This is a genomic window from Spirosoma sp. (assembly GCF_048594605.1).
GTDB lineage: Bacteria > Bacteroidota > Bacteroidia > Cytophagales > Spirosomataceae > Spirosoma.
Genome location: NZ_JBMDWV010000185.1, coordinates 1 through 12,563, shown reverse-complemented (window position 1 = coordinate 12,563; position 12,563 = coordinate 1). Strand labels below are relative to the sequence as shown.

Below are 12,563 nucleotides of genomic sequence, written 5' to 3'. Positions count from 1 at the left end.
TTTTCTGAACAACGTAGCGATCTTTTATTGCCTTGTCGGGCATTACCATTCCGTCAAAACCGGCATTGGTCAGTTTATGATAAACTCCTCCATCGGCCGGGTCCTGCATCGTCAGCATCCAGCGTAGATTCCAAAGTGCTTCATCCAGCAGATCGGGAATCGTATTGCCGCTTTCGGGAATATTGGTTTTCAGCGATTTACAATACGTTGGAAAGTCTTCGTAGAGCGACAGCAGTGTCCCCATCGTAATGCCTGAGTTGACAATGTACTTGTTGTAATCGCCCGCATCGTACCAGCCTCGTGGCGACGAAATCACTGTACCCGCCGGTCGACTGTCGGAGGCAGCCGACGGATGTATCAGCACGCGCGTGTCGGGATGGCCCGCCGGACGATTCCATTTGCCCGCATACGTAGCAGGCAAATCCGTGGAAACCCGCTGATAATAAAATCCTTTTAGGGAGGCCTCTGCCGCAGCCTGATGCACACTGGGCTTTATCTCAAACGGATAAGAATAGCCAACGCCCGGAATCCTGACAGTATAGGTACCTGCCGACGTAAAGGCCGAAAAATCAGCAGTATGTGTCGTTTTGCCAGAAATAGAATTTTGTCGGGCCGGGCCCAGGGTGCCTTTGAAAACTACGGTTTTCTGATCGGCCGTAGTTAACTCAAACGGGCCTGTTACGTCGCCAACAACAATAGCAATTTTAGGCGCGTTGGGATAAAAACCAATCTGATTCAGGCGAATCGTTTCGGAAAGCGACTGCGCTTCGACCTGAATGCCAGATAGACTCATCAATAACAAAGAAGCAAAGGTATTGCGTATAGAAGCCATGAACACGTTCTTTTGTCTATTCTTCGCGTGATGAAGCCCTGTAAACACCCACCTCTGCCAATTGAACAGGTCCGTTCGTATTTGTGAACGTTAGCCGGATTCGGTTACTGCTTACAGCCGGGAAACGTAGCAATCGCTTGTAGCCTACGGTCGTAAATTGCTGAAGGGTCTTCCAGCCGGAGCCATCCCAGTACTCGACCCGACCATTGGCTACATGCTGACCGTTGGCAATATTTTCCTGAATCGAGATTCGGTCAAAGGCTTGCGCGGAACCCAGATCAATCGTCAATGGCTGATTGGCCGATAACGTAGTAGACGTACCTAATTGTTTATCCGTCAATTTAGGCTGCTTTATTACCAGATTATTTTTGAACGTTTCGTCCAGAATGCTCCGAAATTCTTTCAGACTGGCAATGTCCGATTCCGCGAAAAGACCTTCACGATTCGGCGGTACATTGAGCAACAGTAGGCTATTCCGCCCAACGGAATTGTAATACAGATTTACCAGATTTTTGCCTGACCGCACTTTCGAATCCTCCGAAGCATGATAAAACCAGCCCGGACGTATTGATACGTCGGTTTCGGCCGGAACCCATTGTTTACCCGTTGCATCACCCCGGTTCAGGTATTTAGGATCGGCTTTGCCCGGAGCCAGCCCTTCGGTATTAATCGTCGACCAGCAGGTTTCGCCCGCGTTTCCGGCTTCGTTTCCTACCCAGCGCACATCAGGACCCGCATCGGAAAACATAACCGCATTAGGCTGTAACTCACGTACCATCGCCCAATAGCCAGCAAAATCGTACGTCATATCCTTTGCGTTTTCACCTTTTGCCCCGTCAAACCAAACCTCCGAAACAGGACCGTAATTTGTGAGCAACTCACGTAGCTGACTTTTATAATAATCGTTATAGGAAGCGGTACCGTAACGCGGTTCATGGCGGTCCCAGGGCGAGAGATAAACGCCGAACTTTAGTCCAAATTCGCGACAAGCGTCTGCGACTTCTTTTACTACGTCTCCCTTACCATTTTTCCAGGGACTGTTCTTTACCGAATGCTCCGTCATTTTCGATGGCCACAGACAGAAGCCATCATGGTGCTTGGCTGTAATAATCGCCATTTTGAACCCGGCTTCTTTAAGCGCTTTAATCCACTGACGGGCATCGAGTTTGGTAGGGTTAAAAATAGACGGACTTTCGGTGCCATCGCCCCACTCTTTATCCGTAAACGTATTGACCGTGAAGTGAATAAATGCCGTTGTTTCGAGTGGTTGCCAGGCCAATTGCCGTGGGCTGGGCTTTGGTTGTGAATACGACAGTGCGACGGTTGTCAGCACCGCCAGGCCAGATAGAAAAAAAGAGCGCATAGAGTAGTAAGGACGTCTGTAATGACCCGTAAGCCGTTACGTTTTTTTAACAATCAAAAGTACATAAAAAACGCAGGAACCCTTTTTCTGCTTAATCAATGTGCTACGTAGCGATTATGTATAAACTTTAGAAGAAGCTGACAATCAATGTGAACGCACTTGAATAAAGATGAACAGCTTCGACTGTTTGATTATTTGTTAGACACAGTACATTTGCATCGTTCTTAAACAAACATAACCAATGAACGCAAAGCAACTTCTGTTCTCGCTGGTCTGTCTCCTCGCCAGCTTCGCCGTTACTGCTCAGGATGATCCCTCTAAACGCCCTAGCCCTCCCGCTCAGGCGAAAGCTACAGTCGGTGGCAAAACCATCACCATCAACTACAGCCAGCCCGCCGTTAAAGGTCGGGAAGTATGGGGCAAACTTGTGCCGTACGATAAGGTCTGGCGTACAGGTGCGAATGAGACAACAACAATTGAATTTTCGGATGACGTAACGCTTGAAGGAAAACCCGTTGCCAAAGGCCGTTACGCGCTTTTTACGATTCCAACCGAAAAAGACTGGACGATTATTATCAACAAAGGCATTAAATGGGGCGCATTCACCTATAAGCAGGATGAAGACGTACTACGGGTCAACGTACCTTCTAAGAAATCCGCTCAATTTGCAGAACGGATGACGATCGGCGTTTCACCTCAGGGTGTTGTATCGATTAGCTGGGCCGATAAACAGGCCGATTTCACTGTAAAATAGGGACGTATCATTACCAATGCGCCACCGGTGGTTAGTCCATCGGTGGCGCATTGGTAAATAAGCTTCATGAGGTTATCGCTTATCCCACCAGACTTTACTCAGGTACGAATCGCCGTTGGCCATTCGTGACGAAGCTTCCTGATAGTTCGCTGCGTTCCGAATGCGCTCGGTGCTGGAATAGACCCCTCGTCGTGGAATTTGCCCGTTCGTCGTACCTGGATTCGGGCCAGGAATCAGTTTTGGATAACCCGTGCGACGCCATTCAGCAAAAGCTTCATAATGACGCATGAACAGACTGATCCATTTCTGAGTCATAATCTGCTCCAGCTGCTGATCAACCGTTCCCGTTAATTTTCCTTCCCGACCAATGTATTCTGTGATAGCAGACTCGGCAATCGAGTATGGTTGAATTTGCATAGCCGCCCGAATTCCGGCCTGATAAAACCCTTCAGCCTGTGCTGGCGTTAAACCACCCCATCCCAGCAAAGCGGCTTCGGCCCGGAAAAAGCAGTTGTCGGAATATGCCAGAAATACGTACGGAAATGTTGATTTCCGGTCATTGTAAATCGCAATGGTTCCGTACGAATAATCATCCCGGTTAATGATCACGCTATTGCCCAGCGCCACGCCTAACCCCCGATAAATAGGTTTGCCTGCTTTTTTGGAGTTTTCAGTTGGCTCGGCAATACGGGGTAAGCGTGGGTCATTCTTCGCCAGTAGTACGTCGATAAAAGGCGCTGCCATCTGGTTCAGCTCTTTACTACCATTGTAGCCGCCGATAGTGGGGTGATAACCAAACGGATTACCGTCCTGCGTTACGGTAGGCATGGCTCCATTGTCGGCATTGCTTTCGATGAGCGGTCCTTTCAGAGCTTCCTCTACCGTTTTTCGGGCCAGGTTCGGATCAGCGTAGCGGAGCCGCATACCCAGGCGAAGCTTCAGGGAGTTAGCCAATTTCCGCCATTTCGTTACGTCGCCTTTATAGACAAAATCAGCGCTGGCATACGATACGTCGGTTGCGGTCAGTTGCGCGGTGGCAGCATCCAGGTCAGCAATCAGCGATTTATAAATATCTTCCTGTTTGTCGTATTTAGGCAATAGAACCAGTTGATCGTCGGGGAGGCCTGCCTGCGTATACGGGATATCCCCCCAGAAATCAGTCATCCGTTGCCAGAAATAGATTTCCGTAATCTTGGCAATCGCCAGCTTGGTACGTCCGTTGGGAGAGTTTTCCTGCCCTTTCAACACCTGATTCCGAATCTGAGCCAGATTCTTGATCAGTTCGTAATGCGAAGTCCAGTTGTTGGTCTCATAAATATCCCGGTCTTCCAGATACTGCGACGGCGCCGACAGCGAACCGCTGGCCCACTGCTCGACCCACGAACCTACCTGCCACCAGTTGGTGCCATCGGCCAGAAATCCGGAAAGCTGAGCCTGCGAGTACAGATACTCCGCCGGTACGTTGCGGGGCGACGTTGGTGACGTATTCAGTTCCTCAAAATTGTTGGTGCAGGCCGATACGCTCATGAGCAGCCCAAGCACCGTAAAAATATTATGTATGAATAAACGCTTCATTCTCTTGATGCAAATTAAGGGTTGGGTCAGAAACTCAGATTTAGGTCGACGCCGACGGTACGTAGCAACGGTAGCGAATGCTGCTCCATACCGAGCGTTCCGGAGTTGACGTTGACCGACGAATTTTCTGGCGAAAAACCGTCGGTGTGCCGTTCGAGATAGCCAAGGTTCCGACCATACAACGCCAGCGAAGCACCTTTCACGATCTTGTTATTTTTAAGAATCGCAGCTGGTAATTGATAAGCCAACCGCACCTCCCGAATGGCAATGTAGCTAGCGTCGTAGAGAAACTCTTCGGCAACCGCAAAGCCTTTGTCGGAAGCTACCCGGTTCCAATAAGCCTGTGCTGTTACTGGAATGTCGTTAGCCTGACCTGTACTGACCCACTGCGTTCCTTCGCGACGCGCTTTCACACCGGCAGCAATTAAGCCTCCTTCGCGACCTTCCAGCGTTCGCCTTGAGGTTCCGTAGGCCGCTTCCTGCACGCGTCCCTGCGAGAAAATCTGCCCACCACGTCGAATATCAAGCAACGTACTAAGCGACAATCCTTTATAAGAGAAGCTATTGGTCAGCCCACCGATCCACTTTGGTGTTGCGTTACCGATTGCTAACGTACCGATGCTCTGTACAATGGGTAATCCTTTATCGTCAATCATCCGGTTGCCGTCGGCATCGCGAAGCCAGGCATAATCCGCAGCTTTCAGTTGACCGTATGGCTGACCCGGTGCCGCCACTACCCGAATATTTCGATCGGAACCCACCACGATTTCGTCAACGCCCTGAATCAACTCCAGCACTTTGTTTCGGTTGGCCGAGAAGTTGAACGCTACGTCCCAGGCAAAACCGTTCGTGAGTTTAACGGGCGTTCCGGCCACCAGAAGCTCAACGCCTTTGTTTTCGATACGTCCCGCGTTGGTCAGTTTGTTACTGTAGCCCGTCGATTGAGAAATTACAATCGGCAGGATTTGGTTACTGGTAACAGAGTGATAATACGTAAAGTCGAAGCTCAGCCGGTTCTTGAAAAAACGCAGCTCAGCACCCGCTTCGTAGGATGTTTTAAGTTCGTTTTTCAGGTTCGGATCAACAATAGTGCTGGTATACGTAGCCAAAGGCTGATTCAGGAACGTATTGGCATTTAAACTATAGTAGCCCGTCGTGGAGTACGGATCGCCCGAGCGGCCAGCCTGCGCATACGAAGCCCGAAGCTTGAAATAATCCAGTGCCGAAAATTTCAGATTCAGTGCGTCCGAAACACCCCAGCTTAGCCCAACCGATGGATAGAAATACGAACTATTGGCAACGGGCAGCGTTGACGACCAGTCGTTACGTGCCGATACGTCCAGGAAAAGGTAATTTTTAAAACCGATGCTGGCTTGCCCGAAAGCCGAATTGATCGTTGACTCAGCGACCCCAAGCCGCGGGGTGTTCAGTACCGTTCGACCAACGGCATACAGCCCCGGAATGCTCAACTGCGTGCCGGTATTACCCGTGATCCGGTAGCGATTGTTTAGCTGATTTACCCCAAAATTGGCACTGATCGAAAAATCGCCAACTTCTTTATTGATCATCAGTAAAGCATCGATATTCTCGGTTTTGTTGTACTCTGTATTCTCATACACATCGCCCGTCTGCGAAATTCGGGTGCCAACGGCGTGCCAGCCATACTGCCGCTCATAGTAGAAATCAGTACCGTAGCGAAGCTGAAGATTAATGCCCTTCATTAATTCGTAGTTCAGCTTGGCGTAGGCAATTATCCGATCGCGGGTGTCTTCGTTGTGTGTATTGTTGATCGTCCAGAATGGGTTCGACGTAACGGAGTTGCTTTCAAATATTTTTTCGCCACCTACAAAAAAGCCATTTCCGCCTAAATCCTGCGAAAGCCGAATATCCTTGGCCGTGTATTCATACCGTCTCAGCCCGTCCATATTCAGGCTGCGCGGTACGTACAGAAAACGGTACACGGCATTTTGTCCATCATCGCCCACAAAAGGACGATTATTAACCGCCTGATTGATGTAATTTACTTTCGCGTCAAGATTTAATCCTTTCGCCACATCAGCTGACAGTTTAACAGTTACTGAGTTACGATTCAGTTTGTTGGTCGGCACAAATCCGTTATTGGTCAGGTTTGTGAGCGAAAAATAATAGTTCACCCGTTCTCCTCCGCCATCGACGCTAACCGTATTAATGGCCTGTTTTTCGGGTTGAAAAAACGCGGTATATGGGTCCGCAATCGGCGAATAGCTGACCGTATCGCCCCACATGTCCTCAACCATCTGCCCTTGCATTCGGGGCCCCCAGCTGCCGCGTGTGGTTGGGTTTCGTCCCCCACTTAGCTTAGGAATACCGCCCGTCAACGATGATGTAAACGGAACGACTGTACCATTAGCCTGCCGATAGAACGTAAACTGGCCGTTGTATCCCTGACCGTATTCATTCTGGTAATCAGGTTTGATTAACGCGTTCCCAACTGAGTAGCTACCACTGTATTGAATGGACGGTTTCCGATTGCGCCGACCTGACTTTGTGGTGATGATCACTACGCCGTTTGCCCCTAACTGACCATAAAGCGCAGCTCCATTCGGTCCTTTCAGAATGGTCATGGATTCGATATCGTTCGGATTGATATTGGAAATACCATCGCCCCCATCCAGGCCACTTTGCAATTGAAACGAGCTGATGGCCCGACGGTTCGAGTTATCGATTGGGACGCCGTCGATTACGTAGAGCGGCTGCGAATTACCGGATAATGACGAATTTCCCCGAATCACGATTCGGGACGAACCCGTCATGCCGCCCGACGACGACGTAACCTGTACACCGGCTACTTTACCCGATAAAGCCGTTCCCAGATTCGTTACGTTGGAATTGGCCAGATCGGTTCCTTTTAATTCTCCAGCGGCATAGGTAAGCGCCTTTTTCTCCCGCTTAATACCCAGAGCCGTCACTACAACTTCATTTAGCGTCTGGTCTACGGCCGTCAATCGGACTGTAATAACGCTCTGACTGCCAACCGTAATTTCCTGTTTTTCGTAGCCGACGAAGCTAAATACCAGCACCGCAGTGCCGTTCGCTACGTTGATCCGGAAAGCTCCCTGGGCGTCAGTCGTTGTGCCTTGCGCGGTACCTTTAATTGTTACGCTGACTCCCGGTAAGGCATCTCCTTTCTCGTCGGATACGGTACCCGAAACAGGCTGATCCTGCACGCGAAACGATGTCTCTTTAGTCACTGCGTAACTAAGAGTTGGACCACCTGTCAGCACTAGAAACATGATCCAGGCAGGTAATCGGCGAATAAGGCGTGAATACTCTGTGAAAAGGTAAGGTTTTCTCATAATTTGATCATTTTGTTTAGATTCTGAGTAGCCGATTTACTTGAGGGTATTCTTTGAGAAATAGAATTCATCTAATTTACCAATCTATTAAAAATCGGTTAAAGTACCATTTTATGGATGAATTTTGCATAAAAAAACATCGTCAACCGCATTGTCCGGTTGACGATGTTTTTTGCTTTTGTTACTAATCTTTTACTCTAAATTCGTTCAAAGAAGCTGTTCCAACATTCGAATGTACCCGTCTATGCCTTCCTCAATTTCGCGCAGATAAATAAACTCATCGGCTGAATGCGATCGTCCGGAATGGCCGGGCCCACATTTCAGCGACGGACAATTCAACACGGCCTGATCGGACGTAGTGGGCGAGCCATACGTAGTGCGCCCTAATGCAACACCGGCTTTTACAATCGGATGATCAACTGGAATAGACGATGGTTTCAGCCGAATCGAGCGCGGTTTTACCTCCGACTGGATATTATCCCGGATAATATCAATCACTTCTTCGAGTGTGTATTGCTCCGTTACGCGGGCGTCAATCGTGAAGGTACAGGTGTCGGGCACTACGTTGTGCTGCGTACCGGCGTTAATGATTGTTACCGACAATTTAATGGGTCCAAGTGTTGGCGATACGTTTGGAAACTGGTACGTAGTGAGCCAGTTAATGTCCTGAATCGCTTTATAAATCGCGTTCTCTCCTTCATTGCGAGCCGCATGTCCACTAACGCCGTGCGCCGTACAATCAAGAACAAGCAACCCTTTTTCAGCAATCGCTAACTGCATTTCGGTTGGTTCGCCAACAATGGCAAAACTGATTGGCGGTAACTCGGGCAGTAAAAGCTCTAATCCGTTACGTCCCGAAATTTCTTCTTCCGCCGAGGCCGCCATGACCAGATTGTAGACCATGTCGGGCTGATCGTAGAAGTGAACGAACGTAGCAATCAACGAAACCAGGCAGCCGCCTGCGTCATTGCTACCCAGGCCGAACAGTTTTCCATCACGTTCGATAGGATCGAATGGGTCCAGTGTCCACGACGTATTGGGTTTTACTGTGTCATGATGCGAGTTCAGCAAAATTGTTGGTTTGGCAGGATCGAAATGTCGATTTTTAGCCCAGATATTGTGCTGAAGTCGCTCGAACGGAATTTGTTTTTCCTGAAAAAAGCCTTCAATTATTGCCGCCGTCTTATCTTCTTCCCGGCTAAATGACGGCGTCGCAATCAAGCGTTTAAGCAAGGCAAGTGCATCAGCAGCCAGCTCAGTCTGTTCTGGCGTTGGTGTAATAAGTTGAGGCATAAAAAAGACGTTGGCTGCTCAAAGATACGGCCAAACTCGCTTGCCAAATCATGCGAATAGTTGGGTTCTCGTTTTCTCTTCCTTCTATGACTTCCTGCCTTATCAATCTATACGAACTAGCACCTTTCGTTTAATTATTTTTTAAATTTTTTTTCACGGACACTTCATTCAGCCGGTCAATATTTGAGCTGTTCAACAACACGTATAAAACTATTTAAACTAATGAAAACAGTAAAATATGGCCTCGCTAGTATAATACTTGCCTGCTGGCTGATGAGTTGCTCATCGGGTAGCAAACCCAATTCAACTGTTGAAGCAGCCTTTACGAATAAATTCGGCAAGGTGGAGCAGGTTGCATGGAGCAGTAATGTCGATTATTCGTATGCGCATTTTACACAGCACGGAAAACCTGTTGTGGCGGTCTTTGGCAACGACGGTCAGTTCATCGCCACGGATCCGGCAAAACCCATCAATTAAGTCTCACCAAATCAAACAATAGCCATGAAAACAGGAATCACCCACGCCCTGACAGTCGGGATAACGGCTCTGAGCCTGTCTGTAGCCGTTGCACAAGTCAGCACAGATTACGACAAGTCGGTTAATTTCAACACGTTTAAAACCTACGCCTGGACAACACCCGACATCCAGGTTGGCAATGATCCGGTTTATAAAAGTGGCCTGATCACGAAGAATATTGAAAATGCGCTCAACAGGGAGATGGACGTGCGTGGCCTGACGATGAACGCCGAAAAACCCGATCTGCTGGTGAGTTTTCATACCTACACCGAAAAGAAAACGGCTTCCTACCCAACCTATGCGCCTGTTCCGATGTACTATCCGTTTGGGTTTCGGACGGGCTGGCGCTACTATCCTTACGGTTTTGGCAACTGGCCGTATGCCTGGAATAACAACATCCAGCACGTCAATTATACAGAAGGTACGTTGATAGTTGACATTGCCGATGCGCAAACCAAACAACTCATCTGGCGGGGCAGCATAGAAGGTAACGTATCAGACCCGAAACGACTGGAAAAAGAAGTCGATAAAGGAATTCATAAAATCATGAAAGATTACCCGGTGAAACCCCTGAAATCCTGACTTATCAGATAACCAGCCCTGGTCATTAGTCAGCGCGTTTCATTCTGATAACTAATGACCAGGGCTTATTCATCCTTCGTAGAATTTTACTCCTTTTTCGCGAAGAAACGTCTTGATTACATCAACGTGAACACATTCCCCAACGTTTAGGAATGGGTAATTCGATACGCGGCTCCGACGTCCGTTTATCAACACTTCCCGATCTTCGATATCAAAACCCATATGCAAATGGCGCGTTGCCGACTGCATACCATAAATCAGTCCTTTTGTATCGAACAACGGGCCACCACTTTGACCGCGTAAACCGGGCGTACTCATCTCAATGCTAGTTATTGAATTTTTATCGCTCAACAGCCTCGTTACAATACCATCCGTTGGGTAGTGTGGCGAATAAATGCGTCCTGTGTCGGTCCATTCAATATCATCAATAGCCGGATTATAGCGGTAATTGGTAAATTCAGGAAAAGGATATCCCAAACGGCATAGACTTCGACCTGGTTTTATTAAACTACTATCGCCCAGGAACGTAGCATGCGACCGATACAACTTTCGGCCATAACCTTCGAAACGTAGCAGAGCCAGATCCTGCGTAGGATGATAGTCAATTTGTGGCTTCTGAAATTGATCAAAGCAGTTAATAAAGCTGTTACGTACCCGCACCACGGTATTGGCACTAATTTTAAACTTAGCTTCTAGCTGCGCAATGAGGTAATTCGCATTTTTCTCGCGCAGTACGTCCCGGCGAGCGCCCTGATAATTGCGATAATTCTGATGAATTGCATCGACCTGATCAATTAATTCGGCAACGTGTTTACACGTAATGGCACAACCATCCTGGTTAACGAAAAAGAGAGTGGCTGTTCCAGGCACAACCTCACTATGACCATGGAGCCGAACAATTGAGTGAAGAGGACGGGTAAAAGCATCAACGCGTTCAATGGCGTCAACAAACATAAAAGTCGTTAAATAATAGTACAGTCAATTCGTCGGCAATATAAATAATACGACCGACTGATTGACTGTACGACTTAGACACTCTAGCCTATTCTTTGGGTTTTACCTTCACTTCAGCCGGAACAACGGCTCCACCGGCGCTGGCGCTGTCGGGCGGGGCTTGCTGAGGAGCGTCCATGCTATTGTTGGTTGTATCGCCTTGACGGCCGAATACGGAACTGTCGCTTGCTGTCTCGCTTGTTTCAGTAGTTGATTCTTTTTTGTCACCTGAGCAATTCCAAAGGGTAAGGCTGGAACTAACAATCAATCCGGTAAGCAACCAGGAGCGGGCGTATTGAGCACGAGTGTGTTTCATAATTTTTCAGAACGTTGATATAAGATATAAATCGATACAAATAAAACTGCTGGTTTTCGTTGAGCAGCACTAGCGGTATGCTCATGGTTTCACTTTCGTAGAATCGCGAATTCCAAGCGGACCGGGTGCCGTTGAGTCGGCAGACTGGCCATGTGCCTCTTCAACGCTTTCCCTAGTAGCGGCCGAAGTATCTTCAACGGCATTCGATTCAACAGCTCGGGTAGAATCAGTACTGATTCCATCGATACCGTTTTGATTTTCGCGACACTTTTGTACAAGCAGCGCCAGCACCAGAACAGCAATTGCAATCATGGCCCAGCGGAGCCAGCGCACATTTTCGTGCCGACGGTCACCCTCGGCGCTTTTCGGTATATTAGGATTAATAGCTGTGCCGCTAAAATTGTCGGCTCCCTGTACCTCAGTTACCGGCCCGGCAGGTGTGACCAGTTCGTCAAAGCCTAATAAACTGCTTACGGCTTCCAGCCCGTGAGGCAACGTTTTACGAAATTCGGTAGCCTGCCCCAGCAACAATGTTGTAAGACTTTCAGCGGTTAATCCTTTTTCCTGCTCCTGCCGCCCCAGAGCGCCCATGAGTACTGAACCAGCCAGACTTAGAACTGTCTGTACGGATTGAGGTTTTGTTCCACTATACGTACTGATTAGCTCCGTAGTACGGGTCAGTTTCTCATCAAAAACTTCGTTAAGAAAATCTTTTCCAGCTGCTCCAGCATCAGCTACAGCCGCTTTCCGATCGGTTACCTGGCTGACATCCAACGGAGTATTGCCATAGTCACCTTTATCCAGAAAATTAATAATTGACGACGCCCCGCCTGAAGATTGAACACGTTGAGTAAGGGCACCTAGCAGCGCGGGAATAGCTCCATTTATGGCTTTCAACGTATTAGCCGAGGATTCATTCAGCGAATTACTGAGTTGATCAACTACAGCAGGTGTAAACTGCTCTTTCAGGTAGGTTATTAAATGAACGGCCATAGTTTTTCATT

General features: G+C 48.4%; 11 protein-coding genes. 3 read left to right on the top strand and 8 right to left on the bottom strand.

Features of this window, described 5'->3' with window-relative positions:
• Window positions 1–832, bottom strand: an 832-nt coding sequence (locus tag ACOJS8_RS11520) for a cellulase N-terminal Ig-like domain-containing protein (RefSeq protein ID WP_420148689.1), incomplete at its 3' end; no start/stop codon positions are given.
• Window positions 833–848: 16 nt separating this feature from the next.
• Window positions 849–2,195, bottom strand: a complete 1,347-nt coding sequence (locus ACOJS8_RS11515; protein WP_420148688.1) for an alpha-L-fucosidase — start codon at window positions 2,193–2,195, stop codon at window positions 849–851.
• A 241-nt stretch (window positions 2,196–2,436) separates the two neighbouring features.
• Between ACOJS8_RS11515 and ACOJS8_RS11510 the strand changes: the two genes are divergently transcribed.
• Window positions 2,437–2,949 (top strand): DUF2911 domain-containing protein, encoded by a 513-nt coding sequence (locus tag ACOJS8_RS11510; RefSeq protein ID WP_420148687.1) that lies wholly within the window; start codon window positions 2,437–2,439, stop codon window positions 2,947–2,949.
• Between the two features lie 72 nt (window positions 2,950–3,021).
• On the opposite strand, the gene ACOJS8_RS11505 is transcribed toward ACOJS8_RS11510, so the two are convergent.
• The 3 genes from ACOJS8_RS11505 to ACOJS8_RS11495 form a co-directional block, all read right to left on the bottom strand.
• A complete protein-coding gene (locus ACOJS8_RS11505; protein ID WP_420148686.1) occupies window positions 3,022–4,524 on the bottom strand; it encodes a SusD/RagB family nutrient-binding outer membrane lipoprotein in 1,503 nt (500 codons plus the stop codon).
• Between the two features lie 26 nt (window positions 4,525–4,550).
• Complete coding sequence (locus ACOJS8_RS11500) at window positions 4,551–7,859, bottom strand: SusC/RagA family TonB-linked outer membrane protein (protein WP_420148685.1); 3,309 nt, start codon at window positions 7,857–7,859, stop codon at window positions 4,551–4,553.
• 207 nt (window positions 7,860–8,066) lie between these two features.
• Window positions 8,067–9,152 (bottom strand): M20 family metallo-hydrolase, encoded by a 1,086-nt coding sequence (locus ACOJS8_RS11495; RefSeq protein ID WP_420148684.1) that lies wholly within the window; start codon window positions 9,150–9,152, stop codon window positions 8,067–8,069.
• A 222-nt stretch (window positions 9,153–9,374) separates the two neighbouring features.
• Between ACOJS8_RS11495 and ACOJS8_RS11490 the strand changes: the two genes are divergently transcribed.
• Both ACOJS8_RS11490 and ACOJS8_RS11485 read left to right on the top strand, forming a co-directional pair.
• Complete coding sequence (locus ACOJS8_RS11490; RefSeq protein ID WP_420148683.1) at window positions 9,375–9,629, top strand: hypothetical protein; 255 nt, start codon at window positions 9,375–9,377, stop codon at window positions 9,627–9,629.
• Window positions 9,630–9,653: 24 nt separating this feature from the next.
• On the top strand, window positions 9,654–10,250 hold the full coding sequence (locus ACOJS8_RS11485) for a DUF4136 domain-containing protein (RefSeq protein ID WP_420148682.1): 597 nt from the start codon (window positions 9,654–9,656) through the stop codon (window positions 10,248–10,250).
• Window positions 10,251–10,319: 69 nt separating this feature from the next.
• Here ACOJS8_RS11485 and ACOJS8_RS11480 read toward each other — a convergent pair whose 3' ends face one another.
• The 3 genes from ACOJS8_RS11480 to ACOJS8_RS11470 form a co-directional block, all read right to left on the bottom strand.
• The gene (locus tag ACOJS8_RS11480) at window positions 10,320–11,204 is read right to left on the bottom strand and encodes a S1 family peptidase (RefSeq protein WP_420148681.1); all 885 of its coding nucleotides are present in this window, start codon (window positions 11,202–11,204) and stop codon (window positions 10,320–10,322) included.
• 88 nt (window positions 11,205–11,292) lie between these two features.
• On the bottom strand, window positions 11,293–11,559 hold the full coding sequence (locus ACOJS8_RS11475) for a hypothetical protein (RefSeq protein ID WP_420148680.1): 267 nt from the start codon (window positions 11,557–11,559) through the stop codon (window positions 11,293–11,295).
• Between the two features lie 81 nt (window positions 11,560–11,640).
• Window positions 11,641–12,552 carry a DUF937 domain-containing protein gene (locus tag ACOJS8_RS11470; protein ID WP_420148679.1) on the bottom strand — a complete coding sequence of 304 codons (912 nt, stop codon included), beginning with the start codon at window positions 12,550–12,552 and terminating at the stop codon, window positions 11,641–11,643.
• Between the last annotated feature and the right edge of the window lie 11 nt (window positions 12,553–12,563).